16 protein-coding genes are annotated in these 20,356 nt (G+C 63.6%); 7 read left to right on the plus strand and 9 right to left on the minus strand.

Features of this window, described 5'->3' with window-relative positions; all coding sequences use genetic code 11:
* Positions 1-183: 183 nt before the first annotated feature.
* Positions 184-561, minus strand: coding sequence for a nucleotide pyrophosphohydrolase (locus GNK13_RS09825; protein ID WP_164102346.1), 378 nt, complete (start codon positions 559-561; stop codon positions 184-186).
* Positions 548-1,903 carry an FG-GAP repeat domain-containing protein gene (locus tag GNK13_RS09830; RefSeq protein WP_235935004.1) on the minus strand — a complete coding sequence of 452 codons (1,356 nt, stop codon included), beginning with the start codon at positions 1,901-1,903 and terminating at the stop codon, positions 548-550. Before GNK13_RS09830 ends, GNK13_RS09825 begins: the two co-directional genes overlap by 14 nt.
* Before the next feature lie 284 nt (positions 1,904-2,187).
* Here GNK13_RS09830 and GNK13_RS09835 point away from each other — a divergent pair, with 284 nt between their 5' ends.
* Positions 2,188-2,736 carry a MaoC/PaaZ C-terminal domain-containing protein gene (locus tag GNK13_RS09835; protein ID WP_164102347.1) on the plus strand — a complete coding sequence of 183 codons (549 nt, stop codon included), beginning with the start codon at positions 2,188-2,190 and terminating at the stop codon, positions 2,734-2,736.
* 115 nt (positions 2,737-2,851) lie between these two features.
* Here GNK13_RS09835 and folD read toward each other — a convergent pair whose 3' ends face one another.
* The 7 genes from folD to tilS form a co-directional block, all read right to left on the minus strand.
* Entirely contained in the window at positions 2,852-3,733 is an 882-nt protein-coding gene (gene folD, locus GNK13_RS09840) for a bifunctional methylenetetrahydrofolate dehydrogenase/methenyltetrahydrofolate cyclohydrolase FolD (protein WP_164102348.1), read from the minus strand.
* 264 nt (positions 3,734-3,997) lie between these two features.
* Positions 3,998-4,786 (minus strand): SDR family NAD(P)-dependent oxidoreductase, encoded by a 789-nt coding sequence (locus GNK13_RS09845; RefSeq protein ID WP_164102349.1) that lies wholly within the window; start codon positions 4,784-4,786, stop codon positions 3,998-4,000.
* Between the two features lie 13 nt (positions 4,787-4,799).
* Entirely contained in the window at positions 4,800-5,375 is a 576-nt protein-coding gene (locus GNK13_RS09850) for a hypothetical protein (protein WP_235935006.1), read from the minus strand.
* A 431-nt stretch (positions 5,376-5,806) separates the two neighbouring features.
* On the minus strand, positions 5,807-6,142 hold the full coding sequence (locus GNK13_RS09855) for a scaffolding protein (protein WP_164102350.1): 336 nt from the start codon (positions 6,140-6,142) through the stop codon (positions 5,807-5,809).
* A 101-nt stretch (positions 6,143-6,243) separates the two neighbouring features.
* Entirely contained in the window at positions 6,244-8,925 is a 2,682-nt protein-coding gene (gene ppdK, locus GNK13_RS09860; protein WP_164102351.1) for a pyruvate, phosphate dikinase, read from the minus strand.
* Positions 8,926-9,143: 218 nt separating this feature from the next.
* Positions 9,144-10,313: a leucine-rich repeat domain-containing protein gene (locus tag GNK13_RS09865; RefSeq protein ID WP_164102352.1), complete on the minus strand. Its 1,170-nt coding sequence runs from the start codon at positions 10,311-10,313 to the stop codon at positions 9,144-9,146.
* An 85-nt stretch (positions 10,314-10,398) separates the two neighbouring features.
* Positions 10,399-11,628, minus strand: a complete 1,230-nt coding sequence (tilS, locus tag GNK13_RS09870; protein WP_164102353.1) for a tRNA lysidine(34) synthetase TilS — start codon at positions 11,626-11,628, stop codon at positions 10,399-10,401.
* A 711-nt stretch (positions 11,629-12,339) separates the two neighbouring features.
* On the opposite strand from tilS, the gene rny reads away from it, so the two are divergent.
* The 6 genes from rny (at position 12,340) to GNK13_RS09900 (ending at position 20,353) form a co-directional block, all read left to right on the plus strand.
* Entirely contained in the window at positions 12,340-13,902 is a 1,563-nt protein-coding gene (rny, locus tag GNK13_RS09875) for a ribonuclease Y (protein ID WP_164102354.1), read from the plus strand.
* A gap of 202 nt (positions 13,903-14,104) precedes the next feature.
* Positions 14,105-14,896, plus strand: a complete 792-nt coding sequence (locus GNK13_RS09880) for a TIGR00282 family metallophosphoesterase (protein ID WP_164102355.1) — start codon at positions 14,105-14,107, stop codon at positions 14,894-14,896.
* Between the two features lie 48 nt (positions 14,897-14,944).
* Complete coding sequence (locus tag GNK13_RS09885; RefSeq protein ID WP_164102356.1) at positions 14,945-16,030, plus strand: succinylglutamate desuccinylase/aspartoacylase family protein; 1,086 nt, start codon at positions 14,945-14,947, stop codon at positions 16,028-16,030.
* 65 nt (positions 16,031-16,095) lie between these two features.
* Positions 16,096-18,075, plus strand: coding sequence for a peptide ABC transporter substrate-binding protein (locus GNK13_RS09890; RefSeq protein ID WP_164102357.1), 1,980 nt, complete (start codon positions 16,096-16,098; stop codon positions 18,073-18,075).
* The gene (locus GNK13_RS09895; protein ID WP_164102358.1) at positions 18,075-19,004 is read left to right on the plus strand and encodes an ABC transporter permease; all 930 of its coding nucleotides are present in this window, start codon (positions 18,075-18,077) and stop codon (positions 19,002-19,004) included. Before GNK13_RS09890 ends, GNK13_RS09895 begins: the two co-directional genes overlap by 1 nt.
* A gap of 119 nt (positions 19,005-19,123) precedes the next feature.
* Positions 19,124-20,353, plus strand: coding sequence for an ABC transporter permease (locus GNK13_RS09900; RefSeq protein ID WP_164102397.1), 1,230 nt, complete (start codon positions 19,124-19,126; stop codon positions 20,351-20,353).
* Positions 20,354-20,356 lie beyond the last annotated feature (3 nt).

Below are 20,356 nucleotides of genomic sequence, written 5' to 3' on the forward strand. Positions count from 1 at the left end.
AAGTGTGGTAACTCCAATGTCTACCGGAACTAAGGCTCTCGCGCTAGATACCTACGCTGATCAGCGGATGAAATATCCGGGCTAGCCCCCGGTTTTCGACAGCGGCGGGAAAACCGGACGCTAGCGCGTGGCGGCTGATGAAGCATCCTGGCTAGCGCCCGGCGGCTGATGAATGAATCGCCGCTACGGGCTGCGGAGCTTGGCGTTTTGCTGGTGGCGGGTGGCGTCTCGGCGGGTCTTTTTCTCGAGGTTTCGGCGGAGGGCCGCTTCGAGATCGATTCCGCTTTGATTCGCCAGACAGATCACGACGAACAGCACGTCGGCGAGTTCGTCACCCAAGTCTCCCAGCGGCTCTCCCGGCTTGGACGATTGTTCGCCGCAGCTTCGCGAGAGGATCCGAGCGACTTCGCCCACCTCCTCAACCAATTGTGCGAGATTCGTCAGCTCGCCGAAGTAGCGGACTCCGATCGTGCGAATCCACTGGTCGACCTGCCGCTGCGCCTCGGCGACCGTGAGTTCTGCCGAGGCGCCATCGGCCCCCGTCTCCTCAGCCTTCGTCATTGGCCGGCCCCGCGGTTAGCAGATAGGTTCCGCTTTTCCCAGCCACGGCGATGTCGGTTTTGCCGTCGCCAGTAATATCTTCAGCCACGATCTGCAGTCCGGTCCCCACGCGGCCTTCGTCGATCACGTGGCGCTCAAACTTTTCCGCCTTGGGATCCCAGGTGTAGTAGTACAGGCAGGGCGGTTCCATGCCGCCGGGGTCTTTTCCATTGTGGGCAAAGTACCGCTTGCCGGTGATCAATTCGTCTTGGCCGTCACCGTTGAGATCGGCAAAGACCATGCTGTGCGGCTGGCTGAAGCCGCGATCGATCAGGTGCTCTTTCCAGACGATCTTGCCGTCCGCCTCACGGCCCACCTGTTCCCACCAGAACAGTCCGTAGTTGTGCCCGTTTCCGTACACGATGTCGTTTTTGCCGTCGCCGTTGAGATCGCGAACCAGCATTGGGAGACTGGAGTGCAGGTCCCAGTCGCGATGGAATGTCCAGGGCTGGCTCCACGGATCCGCAGCGGGTTGCTCGTACCAGCCTTGGCCGACGAGCACATCCGCCTTGCCGTCCCCATTCAAATCGCCGACGCCGACGCCATGGCCGTTGCCGCTCGAACCGAGCTGGTGTGGCTTCATCGTGAGCGGGCCGTTCTCGCTTTCGCGGACGAACCGCCAGAGGAACATCGGCACGTCCTTGCTCCAGCTGTTGACGACCCACTCGCCGATCCCGTCGCCGTCGACGTCCTCGAGCAATTGTCCTTCGTTGGTGCTGTTGCCGGTGTCGACCAACACGTGGGCCGGCCAGATTTTTCCTAGCCGCAGCGCTTCCGGGCCCGGATTCTCGAACCACCGAACTTCGGTCGGAATGAACGAACCGGCGACGACGTCCGGCCGCCCGTCCTGGTTGACGTCCATGATGTAGTCGCCGTTGCTTTGGACATAGCCGTTCCAATCTTCGATGATCCGCAGCGGCCGCGGAGTCCACTCGGGATTGCGGTACCAATTGCGTCCAGCGACGAGATCGGTTTTTCCATCACCGTCGATATCGGCCGCCGCAATGCCTTCGTTGGCATCGACGGTGAGCAGGCGGACATCGAACTCGATCGGGTGGTCCGTCGCGGCGGAGCTCGCGGTCTGCGTTTCTGCCGGCTCAGCCGCGGTCGCATCCAACGCGGGAGAAGTGACGGCAACCGCAACGAGGAGGGCGAACATCCGTCCGACACGATGCCGCGAGGCTCGTCGGCCAGTGCGGGCATCGCGGTTGCGGGCATCGCGGTTGCGGGCATCGCGGTTGCGGGCATCGCGGTTGCGGGCGGGCACATATCGGGAACGATTTGCGTTTCCTGAGTCGAACATCGAGCGTCCTCGGCAGTTGTCGGAAAGGGAGGAGACGGGGTGGGGGAGAGGTGAGCGGCTGGGGAACCGCCGTTGTCGGGGCAACAACGTCGCGGTTTATCTTACTCGACAGCGTCTCCCAGAGGTTCTCCTGCGAGAAACAGCCCCCCCAGGCCGGAGAGCTTGCCGCGTTCCCCCTTCTCGAGCGGATTTTCGTCTAAAATTTTGTCAAGTTCGCCTGTGGCGGAGGGCTGGATGCTCTACGCTGGTGCAACTAAACCGAGTTCCACGGCGGGGATGACGCATTGGCTGAGACGCTTCACTTCGAAGACCTACAGGTTGGTCAGCGGTGGCTGAGTCCCGCACGGACGATCACGGCGGACGACGTCACCGATTTTGCGGAGCTGACCGGAGACCACACTCCGCTGCACGCTTCGAATGCCGCAGGTGAATCGAGTTCGCCGTTCGGTCGGCCGGTCGCCCACGGGTTGCTGGGCCTTTCGGTGCTCGCCGGCCTTTCGTCGGAGCACCCCCGAGTGCAGACCTTAGCGCTTGTCAGCCTCGGTAATTGGGAATTTCGCCGCCCGCTCTACTTTGGCGACACCGTTCACGTGGAGACGGAGATCGTCGATCTCGAACCGCACGGCCGCCGAGCGGGCCGGGTGACCTGGCACCGCCGCTTGATCAGTGCCGCCGGTCAGATTCTGCAAGAGGGCTCGCTGGTCACGCTCGTCGCCGCCCGCACCGCGCACAAGCGAAAGCCGCAACCGGTGGGAGTCGGCGCCAAGCTCAACTCCTACACGGCCGCCTCGGGGCTCCCCAAAGTCCCCACCGCGGCTTCGCATCCGCGGTAGAGGAGCCATAGTCGCCTTTCGCTCCGCGAAAGTAGCGTATCCCCCGCAACTTTCGCGGAGCAAAAGGCGACTCTGCTTGCGCTACTTTCGCGGAGCGAAAGGCGACTATGGCGGCTCAAGAGTTAACAGCCTTGCGGGCTGAGGCGAGGGTATTGCTGAGCAGCATGGCGATCGTCAGCGGCCCCACTCCGCCGGGGACGGGCGTGATCGCTCCGGCGACTTGGGCCGCCTCCTCAAAATGCACATCGCCCACGAGCGCGTCGCCAACGCGGTTGATCCCGACATCGATCACGGTGCAGCCGGGTTTGAGCATCTCGCCGCGGATCATCTGCGGACGGCCGACGGCGGCGACGACGATGTCGGCCGACCGCACGATCTCAGCCAGGTTCTCCGAGCGGCTGTGGGCGAGGGTGACTGTGGCGTTGCATGCCTCGGGACCGCACGTGCCGTCGCGAGCAGCCAGCAGTAGCGCCATCGGTTTGCCTACGATCTCGCTCCTTCCCACCACCACCGCGTGTCGACCGGCGACCGGAATTTGGCAGCGGTGCAGGAGCTGGATCACGCCGTGCGGCGTGCAGGGCAGGAACCGAGGCCGTCCCTGCACCAGGAGCCCCACGTTCTCGGGGCTGAACGCGTCAACGTCCTTGAGCGGGTCGACCGCATCGAGAACCGCGCGCTCCTCGAAGCCGCGGGGAAGGGGGAGCTGGACCAGAATCCCGTGCACGGTCGGGTCGGCGTTCAGCTGCTCGATCAGCTCCAACAGGCGAGCGTCCCCGGCCGCCGCGTCCAAGCGATGCAGCCGGCTATCGATGCCCGCCCGTTCGCACGCCCGCTGCTTGTTCCGCACATAGACCTCGCTGGCCGGATTGTCTCCGACAAGCACTGCGGCCAATCCGGGCCGCGGTCCGCCTGCCTCGAGCAGCGCCGCTACGTCGCGAGCAATCTCGGCTCGAATCTCCGAGGCGATCTGTTTTCCGTCGAGAATGCGAGCAGTCATTGCAGTAGGTTTCAGGGAGCAGGTTTCACGTTTCAGCCAGCACGGGGCAGGTTACCGACAATTCGTTTAACGGCAAGCCGCAGGCGACTGCTTTTCCTACGAGTGCAAAGAGTGGACGACCACCACAAGGAGCGCGAAGCACTAGGCATCGCGTGAGAGGAGCGCGGAGGAGTACGGAAAACTGAAAAGCAGTCGCCTGCGGCTTGCCGTTAAACGATTAACCTCCCGGCTACCGGCTACCGGCTACCGGCTACCGGCTACCGGCTACCGGCTACCGGCTACCGGCTTCCGATTCCAGCCTCCGTTGACTTCGATCACTTGCCCGGTGATGAAGCTGGCTTGGGGGGAAATCAGGTACATCGCCGCGGCGGCGACGTCTTCGGGAGTTCCCCAGCGGTGCATCAGGGCGTCGTTTCGCGCACGAGCGTCCCAGTAGGGGTCGCTGTTTTCGCCCCAAGCGGTGCGGATCCAGCCGGGAGCGACGCAGTTGACGCGGATCCGGGGAGCGAGGGTTTGGGCGAGGCTTTTGGCATACGCCATCACGGCGGCTTTGATCGGTCCGAACAGCTGTCCGGCATCGCCTTCCATCCCGTGCACCGCCTGGTCCCAGCCGATGAACAGCATCGAAGCGGGGAGGGGCGTTGGCGGCGCTTCGAGCATCCTCGCGGCCACGCTCCGGGCCAGGCGGATCGTCCCCTGCACGTCGACTTCCCACAGCCGAGCCAGCTTGGCGTCAAACGAGAGCCGCGCGGCGGCCCCGGTCAGCACGTCGGCTCCGGCGTTGTGGATCCAGGCATCGATCCGGGGCGACCAGGCGAAGGCTTCTTCGACCAGCCGCTCGGCATCGCGGGGATCGGCCAGATCGGCGGCGACGAGTCGCGGCTCGCTTCCAGCGGCGCGGATCGCCTCGGCCGTCGCCTCGGCCCCCTCGCGGTTGCTGCGATAGTGGATCAGGCACTCGGCCCCCGAGCGAGCGGCGGCCGTGGCAATCGCTTGCCCAATCCCGCTGCTGCTGCCCGTGACCACCACGTGGTGTCGATCGAGAGGACGCATCGTTGGTCGCCGATCAGTTGAGTGGCAGCGGGCCCTCGTCGACATTGCCGACCATGTGGAAGTGGTTGTGGTCGATGTAGATCACTTCGACCGACTCCCGATCCTCCAGCGTGTGGGGCACGGGCCAACCGACGATCTCACGCTCGGACGAGTAGATCGTGCACTTGTAGTGAGCGTGGTGCAGCTGGGCCGGTCCGAGCAGCGGGTAGTGCCGCGGCGGATCGACGTAATCGGCGATCTTCTCTTTGACGATCCGGACGTTGTTCCGCTGCTTCTCGTAGATCAGCGGCACGCCCCCTTGGACCGGGCGGGCTTTCTCGAGCGCCATCATCACCTCGTGGTCGCTCGGCGGATCGAGTGCCACCGGAGGCCCGCCAGCGGTCGTCGGCCCGAGGATCGGCACGCGATCGTACATCTCGTGCCACTCGTGCTTGTCCTCTTGCTTCTGCTGGAAGTAAGGGCTGACCGGAATCGGGAATGAAAAGACCACCGGCAGAGTTCCGGTGTTCAGTCCATTGCAGCCCGCACTACTGATGGCGGCGACGCCGGCCAGCAAGCCCAGCAACGTTTTGGAACCGTAACGCGTCATGTTTCGCCCTTCCCTTGAGCAGCTCCCCCGGAGGCGACACTACGATCGCGGGGTCTTCCGAGACGGCCTGTTAATCCAATCCCAGCACCGCCGCATACGGTGTCGGTTACCTCTTCTATCGTGTCAACTTGGAGGGGTCTTGCGGGTTTTCCGGAAGAATCCGCAAAACAGCCCAGAAAACCCAGCCAGGGAAGGGGAAGGAAGAGGGCGGCAGGGTTCAGGTTGCAGGTTTCAGGTCAGCGAAGCAGTACTCGTACTCAGCGAAGCGGTACTCGTACTCAGCGAAGCGGTACTCGTACTCGCAACCGCGCTGGCACCCGCCGCTGGAGTCTGATCCAAAGAGTGGCCGCAATGATCGAGTACGAGTACCGCTCCGCTGAGTACGAGTACGAGTACGAGTACGAAAGAGAACCTGCTACCTGAAACCTTCCCTACCTTCCCTGCAGGGCGTGGGCGTGGGCCATTGCGTCTTCGGCCATTTGGATGAACTTCTTGTCCTGCGTTCCGGCCCAGGCTTTCTGGCAGGTGACGCTCATCGCCGTGAAGTTGAACGATTCCTCCGGCTCCAGCTCGCACGCCTTCTTGCTGTGCTCGACCGCTTCGAGATGGCGGCCCAGCTTGGTGAGGACGCGTGCCAGGGCGAGATGTCCGAGGGTGAAATCGGGGTGCTCGTCGATGAGCTTGAGCAACGCTTCGAGGGCCTCGTCGTTCTGCTCGGCGTCGATGAACTTTTCCGCTTCGCTGTAGGCGGCGTGGGGATCGGACATGGCGGGGAAATCGCGCAAGAGGAAGGGGAAATATGAAAAACGGGGGCGTGAACTGATTCACGCCCCCGCCGATATCCTACCGTAAGGCAGCCGCAGCCGACTTACATGTCGCTGACCTTCTTACCGAGCGCCACCTGGGCGGCGGCCAAGCGGGCGATCGGCACGCGGAAGGGGCTGCAGCTGACGTAGTCCAGTCCGGCTCCGTCGCAGAAGTGGATCGAGGCGGGATCGCCCCCGTGCTCGCCGCAGATACCGCACTTGAGCTTCTGCTTCTCGGTGCGTCCCTTGCTCACGCCCATCTCGACCAGCTGGCCGACCCCGGTCGCGTCGAGCGACTGGAAGGGGTCGACGTGGAGGATGTCCTGGGCGAGGTAATCGGGCAGGAACGTACCGACGTCGTCACGGCTGTAGCCGAACGTCAGCTGGGTCAAGTCGTTGGTCCCGAAGCTGAAGAAGTCGGCGTGTTCGGCGATCTGGTCGGCCGTCAAGGCAGCGCGGGGGATTTCGATCATCGTGCCGATCAGGATCGGCAGATCGCCCTCGTGCTTCTTGTCCTTCTTGGTCTGCTCGATCGTCGCCTCGACCTGCTTGCGGAGCAGCTCGAGTTCGGCGGCCGTTCCGACCAGCGGGATCATGATTTCCGGCTCGGCGGCGGTTCCCTTTTTGGCGCAGTTGATCGCCGCTTCGACGATCGCCCGGACCTGCATCTCGAGGATTTCCGGATACGTCACGCTCAACCGGCAACCGCGGTGGCCGAGCATCGGGTTTTGCTCGTGCAGTTGCTCGGCCCGAGCCTTGACCTCGGCGGGCTTGATGCCGAGCTCTTCGGCCATTTCCTTCTGGGCCTTGGCATCGTGCGGGAGGAACTCGTGCAGCGGGGGATCCAGCAGCCGGATCGTGACCGGCAGCCCCTGCATGGCCTTGAAGATGCCCTCAAAATCCTTCCGCTGGAACGGCAGCAACTTCTTGAGCGCCTTGCGGCGGTCGTCTTCGTTATTGGCCAGGATCATCGACCGAATGTGCATGATCCGGTCGGATTCGAAGAACATGTGCTCGGTGCGGCAGAGGCCGATGCCCTCGGCACCGAAGTCGCGAGCCCGCTTGCTGTCGGCCGGCGTGTCGGCGTTGGTCCGCACGCGGAGCCGCCGGTACTGGTCGGCCCATTCCATCAGCTTGCGGAAGTCGCCGGCCAGAGTCGGTTCCTGGGTTTCGACTTCGCCGACCATGACTTCGCCGGTCGTCCCGTCGAGGCTGATCGTGTCTTTGACGCCAAACGACTTGCCGCCGACGGTGATTTTCTTGGCTTTCTCGTTGATCGAGATCTCACCGGCACCGGCCACGCAGCACTTGCCCCAGCCGCGAGCGACGACCGCCGCGTGGCTGGTCATCCCTCCGGTGCTGGTCAGAATCCCAGCCGCGGCGTGCATTCCTTCGACGTCTTCGGGGCTGGTTTCGCGGCGAACGAGGATCACCTTTTCGCCAGCCGCGGCCCGTTCCTTGACTTCTTCGGCGGTGAAAGCGAGCTTGCCGACCGCGGCTCCCGGGGAAGCGGGCAGGCCGCGGGCGAGGACATCGGCCGCATTGCGAGCGGTCGTCTTGAAGCTCGGCAGGAGCAGCTGCGTCAAGTCGTTCGCCGGGACGCGAAGCACGGCGGTCTTCTCGTCGATCAGACCTTCCTTGACCATGTCGACCGCGATTTTGACCGCGGCGACCCCGGTCCGCTTGCCGGTCCGGGTCTGCAGCATGAACAGCTTACCGCGTTCGATCGTGAACTCGATATCCTGCATTTCTTTATAGTGCGTCTCGAGAGTTTCCTTGACCTCGAGCAGCTCTTTGTGGATCTCCTTGTTCCACTTCGGCATCTCGGCAACCGGCAGCGGCGTGCGGATCCCGGCCACCACGTCTTCGCCCTGGGCGTTGATCAGGAACTCGCCGAAGAACTTGTTCTCGCCGGTGTTCGGGTTGCGGGTGAAGGCGACCCCGGTGCCCGAGTCATCGCCCATGTTGCCATAGACCATGCTCTGGACATTGACCGCCGTGCCGAGCAGCCCGCGGATGTTTTCGATCTGCCGGTAGCGGACCGCCCGGTTGGTGTTCCACGACCCGAACACCGCCTCGATCGCGAGCTCCAGCTGGCGGTACGGATCTTGGGGGAATTCCTGCCCGGTGTGCTTTTTGAAGACCGCTTTGTAAGCGTCGCACAGGTCCTTGAGCCCTTCGGCCGGAACGTCAGTGTCCTCGGTGACCTTGTACTTCTGCTTGATCTTGTCGAAGGCGGTCTCGAACTGGTGGTGATCCATCTCCATCACCACGTCGCCGAACATGTTGATCAAGCGGCGGTAAGCGTCGTAGGCGAACCGCGGATTCTTGGTGGCGTTGGCCAGCCCTTCGGTCGCCGCGTCGTTGAGCCCGAGGTTCAGGATCGTGTTCATCATCCCCGGCATGCTGACCGCGGCCCCGGAGCGGACCGAGAACAGCAGCGGGTTTTCGTCGTCGCCGAACTTCTTGCCGAGTTCCTTCTCGAGAATGGCGATCGTCTGGTGGACCTCGTCCATCAGCCCGGCCGGGAGCTTCTTGCCCGCCTTATAGTACTGGTCGCAGACTTCGGTCGTGATCGTGAAACCGGGAGGGACCGGGAGCCCGATCGAAGTCATCTCCGCCAGGTTCACGCCCTTCCCGCCGAGCAGCGGCTTGCCTAAACCTTTGCCTTCGGTCTTGGTCTTGCCGAAGTAGTAGACCATCTTGGCCGGCTTGGCCGCTTGGCCACGGGCTGTCTTTGCCATCGGGTAGTCCCCTCAAGGGTGCTGCAGGTGTTTCGTTGAATCGACCGCATCGCAATCAAGGGTCGACCGGCGTGGCGTGGGAGGAGCCCTAGATCGCGGCGGACGGACGGTCGCCGCGCGACCGTCACACGCCCTGCCGACGGATTCTGCCCGCCATGAAAACCGGCGAATGTAGAGGGGGGCCGGATTAGCGTCAATGACGCAATCGCCCGATCAGCTCACTCCATGACCACGCGCACCCCGAGTTTCCGGAGTTGCTCGAGCTGTTCGCCGCCGGCTGCCTCGCTCAGCGGATTCCCCTTCAAGTAAACCCGCAAATAGGGGGCAAACCGCTTCGCTCCCTCGGCGTCCTTACGGCACATTTCCACCAGGGGAGCGAGGTCTTCCAGCTTGTTCTCGCGGACCAGCAGCAGATCGAGCTCGGTCAGCGGGGCGAGCGGTTCGAGCGAGGTGATCGCGTTGCGGTCGAGATCGAGGTTCGTCAGCCAGGCCAGCTTGCCGACCGGCGTGATGTCGGCCAGCCCGTTGCCGGCAACGTCGAGCGACCAGATCTTCGACAGCCCGGCAATCGGCTCGAGCGTCTTGATCTGATTGTCGGCCATCCACAGCGACCGCAGGTTGCTCATCTTCTTGAGCGGCTCGAGCGAGGCGACTTTGTTCCCCGAGAGGTCGAGCAACTGGATCGCCGTCAGGTTCTCCAGCGGCTGGATGTCGCTGATCTGATTGCCGGCGAGCGTCACCGACTGCAGCCGCTTGAGCCCCGCGATCGGCTTCAAGTCGCTGATCGCGTTGTGGGCCAAGTCGATCAGCATCAGCGACGTGCAGTGCTCGAGCCCCTCGAGGCTCTTGATCTCCTTGCCGACTCCCACGACGCGGGAAATCTGCGCCACATCCTCTTTGGTGATCGGCTCGGTGTTGTACCGCTTCTCAAAAACCTCCGCCCGCACGGCCGCTTCGAGCCCCGGATCGGGGAACAGCTTGACCGCCGCCGCTTTCTCCTCGGCCGCCTTCTTTTCCTCAGCCGCTTTCATCTCGGCCGCCTTCTTCTCCGCAGCCGCTTTCTCCGCAGCAGCCTTTTCAGCCGCCGCTTTCTCCGCAGCAGCCTTCTCAGCAGCAGCCTTCTCGGCAGCCGCCTTCTCCGCAGCAGCCTTCTCGGCGGCGGCCTTGTCAGCAGCGGCCTTGTCAGCGTCCTCAGCCGGTTTTTCCTCAGCCGGTTTTTCTTCGGCCGGTTTTTCTTCGGCCGGCTTGTCCTCTGCCGGTTTTTCTTCGGCCGGTGCGGCGGGAGCTTCGGCGGCGGGCTCATCGGCCACCGCAGCGAACCGAGCGGGGACCAATCCGATCAGAACGACCGACAGCAGCAGCGGGAGTGAAAGGCGAAACGTCGACATTGCAATAGACTCGTTCCGAAGGTGGGGAAGGGCGGGGTGGGAGGGCTTCGTCACCGGAACTCCAGCAGGAGCGGTTTCCTCCAGGCTAATCGCCCCCGATGGCCGCGACCACCACCGTCCGCGGATCGGCCCGGCGAACGCGGACGCCGCCGGGAAGATCGATCGGCAACGGCACCCCGCTCGTGTGGGCGATCGCGGCGGCCAGCACATGCCAGTGCCTCTCGCTCATCGCTCCCCTCGGCCACCCACACTCGTCCCAGGCTCTGCGAAGCGCGGCGATCACGACCGGGCGAGGCGGGAGCGGCGGAGGATCAGATCCGCCTGGTGCGAGGCCGGCTGGTGCGAGACCGGCTGGTGCGAGGCCGGCTGGTGCGAGCTCGATCCGCAGCGGTCCGCCGCGGCTGGCGTGGAGATGCCGCGCGGCCCAGGCCCGCGCGTCCACCTCGAGCCATTCGATCAGTTCCGACTGCTGCCGAGCAAGCCGCGCGATCGCGGCGTCAGCATCGGGGTAGCGGCCACGGATTGCAGGCAACAGTCGGCCGCGAATCCAATTCCGCTGCCATCGCTCGTCGCCATTGCTGGCATCCTCCCGCCACGGCTGACCGATCGCCATGAGTGCCCGGCGGATCTGCTCCCGGCGGACCGCCAACAGCGGTCGGGCGAGCACCACGTCGGCGCCCAGATCGCGATGCGACGGAATCCCGGTCATGCCGGCCGGCCCGGTGCCGCGGAGCAGCTGGTGCAGCAAAGTCTCAACCTGATCGTCGGCAGTATGGGCGGTCGCGACGTAGCGGGCTCCACGGCGGTGGGCGACCGCATCAAAAAACGCGTACCGCTGGTGTCGCAGCGAAGCCTCGTCGACTCCACAGAACGCGTCCGCACGCTGCGACTCGTCCGCACGCTGCGACTCGGCTGGGGCATCGAGCTGAAGCGGTTGAGGTCGCTCGGCCCGCTCCACGAGGCACTCCAGGTGATGCGCGGCGGCGAGGGCGGTCACAAAAGCTTCGTCGCCATCGGAGTCGGGACCGCGGAGGCGGTGGTTGTAGTGCAGCACGATCAGCCGTCGCGGTGCGTCGCTGCCAAGCAACCGCAGAAGCGCACGCAGCAACCCCACGCTGTCCGCCCCCCCGCTGACCGCGACCATCGTCGTCACCTCGGCGAACCGCTCGAGCGGCCATGCCCGCGTCAGCGCCTCGCCGAGGGCGTCGAGTGCTCCCGCGCCCTTGTCGGCTCCCGCGCCCTTGTCGGCCCCCGCGCCCTTGTCGGCCCCCGCGCCGTTTTCCGCTCCCCAGCCGCTGGCTCGCCCCATCTGCATTCCTGACTCTCGAACGGATCGCTCCGCTGGTTCGTGTGCCCCAGCAACCACGCGAGGCCGCAACCACGCGCGGCCGCAACCGCGAGCGGCTGCAACCGCGAGCGGCGGGAGCCGGTCCCCCCGCCGTCACCCCCGCTTCCGAGGATGCTATCGGCGCGATTCCGGCTCTGTTACATTTTTGCCCAGGACCGGTTTGGTCCTTTTTTAAACTGCTTCGGATCTTCTTGGAGCCTGCCTCGGCAGCGTTTTGAGTCGTGACCGAAGCGGGTTGATTCGTCCCAAATTGAAACCTGACACCACCCAAGCGACCGCGGACGATTTTCAAGTTGCCGCGATTCTGCAGGGCGTCTGGCCGGGCAGTCTACCCAAACGAAGCAGCTCTCAATCTGATGTTGTTATTTGTTGCTCTTCTCGGGACCACCTCGATCGCGGTCCCCTGGGTTCACGCGCAACGCCGCTCGGCGCAGCGCGGCTGTTCCCGGAGCGCCCCGACCGCGAGGCTTTGGGCCGCTCGGCTCGCGGGAGCTCGTCTAGGGGGATTCCCACTGGCGGGAGCTCCGTGCGCCAGGGGTGCCGGGAAGCGACAGTATCCACTTCGACCCTTCCGCTTCAATCGACTGTCCTCGGCAGCAACGCCTCGAGAGATTCCTCCCGAGCGCCCCGGCTCGCGTGCTTGCGTGGTGACGATCCTCAGCTGGATTGGCTCGCACGATGACTACTTTTCAATGGCTTCTGCTGCTCCTGGTCAGCATCTTGCTGAGCGGTGGCGGCGTGTTTGCGGTGCTTCGTTGGGTCGACTCGCTCCGTCGCAAGGACGCTCAGAGCGAAGCGGCGCGGATCGTCGAGCAGGCGAAGGCCCATAGCGAGGCGGAACTTCGGACCTCCAAACTGAAGGCCAAGGAGGAGTTGCTGCAGCAAAAGGCCCAGGCGGAGAAAGAGATCAGCGAGTTGCGGGCGACCCTGCAAAAACGCGAACTGAAGCTCGAGCGGAACGAGGACCTGCTGCGGCAACAGAGCGAGGATCTCCGCAAGCAAGAGCGGGGTGTCGAGACCACTCAGCGGCGTTTGACCGCCCAGATCGAGGCCTACACCCACCGCTCGGCGGAGATGACCGCGCTGGTCGAACAGCAGCAGCAGGCATTGCAGCAGATCAGCGGGCTGAGCCGCGAGGAAGCCGCCCAGCGGTTGCTCAAGTCGCTCGAAACCGAGCTCGAACAGGAGATCGGACACGCGATCCTTCGCCACCAGCGGCACATGACCGAAGTGGTCGACGGCAAAGCCCGCGAGATCCTGCTGACGGCGATCCAACGCTACGCGGCCGCTCACACGGCCGAATCGACGACCAGCACCGTCGACATCCCCAACGACGACATGAAGGGGCGGATCATCGGCCGCGAGGGACGGAACATCCGCACCTTTGAAAAGGCGACCGGGGTCGACGTGATCATCGACGACACGCCAGGCGTCGTGATCGTCAGCGGTTTTGATCCGGTCCGCCGCGAAATCGCCCGCCAAGCGCTCGACACGCTGATCAGCGACGGCCGCATCCATCCCTCGCGGATCGAAGAAGTCGTCGCTCAAACGCAAACGCAGATCGACGAATTCCTTAAACGCAAAGGACGCGAAGCGGCGGACGAAGTCAACGTGCCGGGGCTCCCCGAGCGGGTGATCCACATGCTCGGGCGACTCCACTTCCGCACCAGCTACAGCCAAAACGTGCTCCGGCACAGCGTCGAAGTCGCGTTCCTCTCCGGGATGCTGGCCGAAATGATCGGCCTCGACGGCGACTTGGCCCGCTACTGTGGATTGGTCCACGACATCGGCAAAGCGGCCGACCACGAGCTCGAAGGGGGCCACCCCAAGATCGGCGCCGACCTGCTCCGCCGCAACGGCGCCCCGCCCGAGGTGGTCCACGCGGCTCTGGGACATCATGATGAGATCGTCACCGAGTATCCCTACACAATGCTCGTAGCCACCGCCGACGCCTGCAGCGCGAGCCGTCCGGGAGCTCGCCGCGAGTCGCTCGAGCGGTACATCAAACGGATGGAAGAGCTCGAATCGATCGCCACCGGATTCGAAGGAGTCGAGCAAGCCTTCGCGATCCAAGCCGGCCGCGAGCTGCGGGTGATCGCCAATTCGCGGCAAACCGATGATGCCAAAGCCGCCAAGATCTGCCGTGAGATCGCCAAAGCGTTCGAGCAACAATTGACATACCCGGGAGAGATCAAAGTCACCGTCGTCCGCGAAAGCCGCTACACCGCAACAGCGAGGTGAGAGGCGAGCAGGTTTTCTCCTCGTACTCGTACTCGTACTCGTACTCAGCGCAGCGGTACTCGATCCCTGGGCCAAAGCGTCGTGCTGGATTCGAGTACGAGTACGAGTACCGCTTCGCTGAGTACGAGTACGAGTTTTAAGAATCTCAAATCTCAATTCTGAGATTTCAAATCCGCTGAAACCTAAACCCTAAAACCTTCCCTTGAATCTCCTCTTTCTCGGTGACATCGTTGGCAAACCGGGGATGCAAGCCGTCGTCCGGTTACTGCCCGAGCTCCGCGGTGAATTGAGGTTGGACGCGGTCGTCGCCAATGCCGAGAACGCGGCGGACGGCTCGGGGCTGACGGTCGCCCAGTACAAACGGTTGCTCGCCGCCGGGGTCGACTGCATAACGATGGGGGACCACATCTACCGCCGCAGCGAACTGGTTCCCACGCTGCAAAAGGGTCGGCGGATCGTCAAACCGGCCAACTATCCGGCCGATGCTCCTGGCTGCACGTGGACGACGTTTCGCGCGGCCTGCGGCACCGAAGTGGCGGTCTTCAGCCTGCTCGGACGGGTTTTCATGCGTCCGGTCGACTGCCCGTTTGCCGCGGCCGATCGGGTGCTGGCGGAAATTCCCGATAGCGTCCGGGTGCGGTTTTGCGATATTCATGCAGAGGCGACCAGCGACAAACAGTTGCTGGGCCGGCACTTGGATGGCCGGGTCGCTGTGGCGGTGGGGACGCACACGCACGTGCCAACCGCCGACGCCCGCATCTTGCCTCGAGGAACGGCCTACCAGACCGACGCGGGGATGAGCGGTCCTTACGAGTCGATCATCGGCCGCAGCATCAGCCGCGTCACCCAGACCACGTTGACCTTTGAACCGACTCATTTTTACGTCGCCACGGAGGATGTCCGCCTGTGCGGCATCTTGGTGGAGATCGACACGGAGACCGGTTTGGCTCGTCGGATCGAACGATTCGAGCGGCCCGTGCCGAAATCGCCGTGACGCGATCCACCTCCTCAATCCGTTCCCGCAACCACGCATCGATTGACTATGGACAGCCTCTCCTCTCCCATCGAGACGGTCTCCACGCTCGCTGACATTATTCCCGCGGTCCCCCGAGGGGGCGATCGCTGCTTCCGCTTGGCGAGCTCGGAAAGTTTCAGCGGGATGCCGGTCCACATCCCGATCTTCGTCGAGCGAGGTCTCAAGGACGGGCCCACGGTTTTTCTGACCGCCGCCCTGCACGGCAACGAGATCAACGGCACCGGAGCGATCCGCTCCTTGATCGCCGATCCCGACTTTGCCCTCTCAGCCGGCACGCTGTTGATGGTGCCAGTCGTGAACGTCCTCGGCTTCGACCGCCACAGCCGCTATCTGCCCGACCGCCGCGACCTGAATCGCAGCTTCCCCGGCTCGGCCACCGGCAGCCTTTCCGCCCGGATGGCGCGGACGCTGTTCGACGAAATCGTCCTCCGCTGCGACTACGGGATCGACCTGCACACCGCCGCGGTTCGCCGCACGAACTTCCCCAACGTCCGCGGTGACCTGAGCAATCCCGAGGTCCGGCGGCTGGCCGAAGCTTTTGGCTGCGAGTGGATCATCTCGGGCAAAGGTCCGCTCGGCTCGCTCCGCCGCGAAGCGACCCGGGCCGGCTGCCCGACAATCATTCTCGAAGCGGGCGAGGTCTGGAAAGTCGAACCGATGGTCGCCGCCGTGGCCCAGCGGGGGGTCAAGAACGTCCTCTCCGAGCTGGGGATGATCGATCTCCAGCCGCAACGGCCTCCGGTCCAGGTGGTGATCGAGAAGACGTGGTGGGCTCGCGCCGACCGGGGAGGGTTCTTGCAATTCCATACGGCTCCGGGCGAGATCGTCGCCGAAGGGCAGCCGCTGGCGACCAACACCAGCTTGCTTGGCGCCGAGCGCGATTCGCTGGTCGCCCCATTCGACGCGGTCGTGATCGGGATGACGACCCTTCCGGCGGTCAGCCCCGGCGAGCCGATCTGCAACCTGGGACGGCTCGATTCGGAAACCTACCATCGCTTGACGGTCGAGATGCGGGGACGCCGCGACCCCCTGGACCAGCGGATCCGCGACGACCTGGCGACAAATCTACACGTGGTCGAGCGAACGGAGTAAACGCCGATCGCGTAGGATGAGGCTCCGGGTGCCTCTTCACGAATTGCCTTGAGGGAGAAAAGGCTGTGCCGCCAGAAATCCGTCGCGCGTTTCTCTTCTGCGGTGCCGCATTGGTGGTCGGTGCTGTCGTCTGGGCTTCGATCTTCGATGCCCTCCCGCCTGCCGATTTCTCGCTGCAAAGCGGGACCGACGCCAAGACGCTCGATCCGGCGCGAGCGACGGGCAATATCGAAGGCCGTCTGCTCGACGCTCTGTTCGAAGGACTCCTGCGGACCCTTCCCGATGGCCCGGTCGATCCCGAGACCGGGGTCCAGCCGCAAACGCCCCAACCGGCGATGGCCGAGTCGTACGAGGTTTCCGAGGATGGCCGCACCTACACGTTTCACCTCCGCCGCGACGCCCGCTGGTCCAACGGCGATCCGGTAACCTCGCACGATTTCCGCTGGTCGTGGCTGCGGTTGCTGCATCCGGAATCGGCCAGCGAGTACGCGTTTCACCTCCACGCGCTCCCCTACGCCGAGGAATACAACCTGGCGAAAGTCGAAACGGGCGACCGGGTTGAGGTCGAGCTTTGGACGCGGCCCGGCGAGAGCGCAGCGGAGCAGGGGAACGTGCAACCTTTTCCCCGCGGCGACTTGGTCTACGGAGTCCTCAAGCAGATCCTCAAGCCCGAGGAGCCGAAGTTTCCCGAAGGCCTCGCGGAGGAAGCGCAAGAGCGGCTGCGGGGCGAGTGGATTGAGAAGTGGGTCTATGAGGTCGAGACGCGCTTGGAAAACGCCGACGGCAGCATCGATTGGGAGACGCCCGGAGAGCTCCGCCGCTTCACCCAGAGCTACGCCACCGCGCGGCGCGACGACGGCGTGGAGCGGGTGCACCACGTGCTGGTCGCGTTCGACCGTCTCGGCGCTCTCGAGACGCCCGATGATCACACCTTCGTCGTGAACCTCGAGAACCCCGTCCCCTACTTCCCCCACGTCGTCGCCTTCTACTCGCTCTATCCGGTCCATCGCGGCTGCGTCGAAGACCATGGCTCGCCCCAGTGGACGCAGCCCGGAGCGATCGTCAGCAACGGTCCGTACGTGCTCCAGCTGCGGCGGCTCCGCGATCGCCTGCGACTGGTCAAGAACGAAAACTACTGGAACGCCGAGGTGACGGGTTTCGAGGTCGTCGACTTTCTCAGTGTCGAGAGCGAGACGACGGCGATGAATATGTACGAGACCGACCAAATCCAGTGGGTCACGGCGCCTCCGACAGCACTGCTCGAAGAGCTCCGTTCGCGGGAGGATTTCATCCGCGCTCCGCAGTTGTCGGTCTACTTCTATCGCCTCAACACGACGCGTCCGCCGCTCGATGACGTGCGGGTCCGCCGCGCGATCGCAATGGCGATCGATCGCACGGAGATCGTTGAAGAGGTCACCAAGGGCGGCCAGCTTCCGTCGTTCTCCGCCGTCCCACCGGGGCTGGCTGGGTACAAGAAGGCGACGGGTCTGACTTATGACGTCGAGGAAGCGCGGCGACTGCTCAGTGAGGCGGGTTTCCCGAACGGCCGAGGGATGCCCAAGATCACTATCCTCTACAACACCAGCGAGGGTCACCGGGCGATCGCCGAAGTGATCCAACAGCAACTGCGAAACAATCTCAACATCTCCGTGGGTCTGCAAAACATGGAGTGGGGCACCTACCTCGATAAAGTTTTCCAGATCGATTACCAGATGGCCCGCGCCGGCTGGATCGCTGACTACCCCGATCCGAATACTTTTTTGGATATGTGGGTCACCGACGGTCCCCAGAACAGCACGGGATGGAGCAACGCCGAGTACGACGATCTGATTCGCCGCGCTGGACTCGAAGGGGATCCGGCCAAGCGAATGGAGTTGCTGCGACAGGCCGAGGAGATTTGGATTGAGGAGATGCCGGTCATTCCGGTCTACTCCTACACGTCGCTGAACATGGTGAAACCGGAGGTCGAGGGATTCGCCCCCTCGGCTCAAGATAAGCACCCCCTGCATTTGATGCGGTACCGCCAACCGTCCGAGGAGGACTGATGCAAGACTTGGCCAGCTACCTGCTAAAGCGTTTGGGGTGGATGCTGCTGACGTTGTGGGCGGTGTTCACGCTGTCCTTCGTGTTGATGCGGTCCGTTCCCGGCAATCCGTTCGATGGCGAGCGGGCGGTGGCGCCGGCGATCCGCCGACAATTGGAAGCTCGTTACAACATGGACGGGACGCCGCTGGAGCAGTATCGGCAAGCCCTCGGCAATTTGGTGTTTCACGGCGATCTCGGCTGGAGCATGAAGCTCGAAGACTACAGCGTCGCGCAGGTGATCGCCGAAGGCTTTCCCATCTCGGCTTCGCTGGCAATTTTTGCCCTCGTCTTCGCCGTGATTCTGGGCGTCACCGCTGGGGTGATCTCGGCAGTCCGTCGCGGATCGGTCGCTGATGTCGGCATGATGTCGGCCGCGGTGCTCGGGATCGCCATACCGAACTTCGTCTTGGCGAGCTTGGCGATTCTATTATTCGTGTTTCTGATCCCGATTTTTCCCGCCGCCGGCTGGGGCACCTTTCGTCAGATTTTGTTACCGGCAATCTGTCTGGGGTTGCCCGTCGCGGCTTATATCGCGAGGCTGACGCGCACCGGGATGCTGGAAGTATTAGGCCGTGATTACGTGCGGACCGCCGCCGCCAAAGGGCTCTCCAAGCGAACGATCGTGCTTCGGCACGCGTTGCCCGGAGCGCTGCTGCCGGTCGTCTCCTATCTTGGCCCGGCGACGGCGAGCGTGCTGACCGGTTCGCTGGTGTTGGAAAAAATCTTTGCACTTCCCGGCATGGGGAGTCACTTCGTCAACTCGGCACTCCAGCGAGATTTCACGCTTTCGATGGGGATGGTGCTAACCTACACCGTCCTGCTGTTCACGATGAACACGATCGTCGACATCTCCTATGCGATTATCGACCCACGGGTGAAAATGCAGTGAGTGTGGATGCCGCCCCAACCGACCCGGTTCAAGGCTCTCCTTCTGGTGCAGGCCCCACTTCCGGTGTAGGCCCCGCTTCCGGTGCAGGTCAGCCCGACGCCGCCACGGCGCAGCGGGCACTGCGTGAGAGCGCCGAACGCGAACGCCTCGAGCAGCTCCTCGAGGAGTCGCGCAACATTCGTGGCGTCTCGCTGTGGCAAGACGCGTGGCGACGGCTGAAGCGAAATCGCGTGGCGATTTTCTCGCTGTGGCTCCTCGCGACGGTGGCGCTGCTGGCGTTCATCACTCCGCTGCTACCGCTGCAGAGCCCGGTCGACAAAGATCTGCAGAACCGCCGTTTTCTGCCGCCCAACTTGGCCGCGGCGCATTTGGGTGACCGGCCGAGCCTGCAATTTGCCGACAACCGGCTGACCGCCGAACTGGCGGAATTCGAAACCCGAATCGCCGAACTTCGCTCTGAAGCAGCGCAGATCGTCGACCCGGCGGCGCGGGAGAAGCGGATGGTGGAGATCGACCAACGGGTCGAGGTCGACCATCCGTTCCATCAACTGTGGCACGATCTCGGCCCGGTCAGCTGGGCGATGGTCCAGGTCCGGATCGCGATCTTTGGCGACTGGGCGATTCCATCGATTTTTGGCACCGATGATCTCGGCCGCGATCTGCTCGCCCGCGTGTTTTGGGGAGCCCGCGTGTCGTTGATCGTGGGGCTGGTCGCGACGCTGGTCAGCCTCGTCATCGGCGTCAGCTACGGTGCGATCGCGGGTTACTTCGGCGGCGTCATCGATGCGGCGATGATGCGGATCGTCGACTTGCTGTATTCGATTCCATTTATTTTCGTCGTCATCTTCGTGCTCACGTTCTTGGAAGACGACAAGACGAAAGCGTACTTGGAATCGGTCGGGGTCAGCCGGATGACGATCTTCTATTTGTTGATCGGTGCGATTTACTGGCTGACCATGTCACGCGTGGTCCGAGGTCAAGTCCTCTCCCTCCGCCATGAACAATTCATTGAAGCGGCACGAACGATTGGGGCTCCCCAAGGACGAATCATTTTTCGCCATCTGGTTCCCAACGTGTTGGGCATCGTCATTGTTTATATGACGCTGACGATTCCTGCTGTGATGTTGTTTGAGGCGTTTTTGTCGTTCCTGGGGATTGGAGTGGAACCGCCCGACGTCTCTTGGGGACTGTTAATGGATGAGGGCGTCAAGGCACTCTCGAGCGTCAAAACCTTTTGGTGGCTTGCGCTGTTCCCCGGGCTTGCGATGGCCATGACGCTGTTCGCGTTGAACTTTTTAGGCGACGGTTTGCGGGACGCCTTAGATCCTCGAATGAAGAATCGCGACTAACGC

The sequence above is a fragment of the Candidatus Laterigemmans baculatus genome (assembly GCF_010367455.1).
GTDB classification, from domain to species: Bacteria; Planctomycetota; Planctomycetia; order Pirellulales; family Pirellulaceae; genus Laterigemmans; species Laterigemmans baculatus.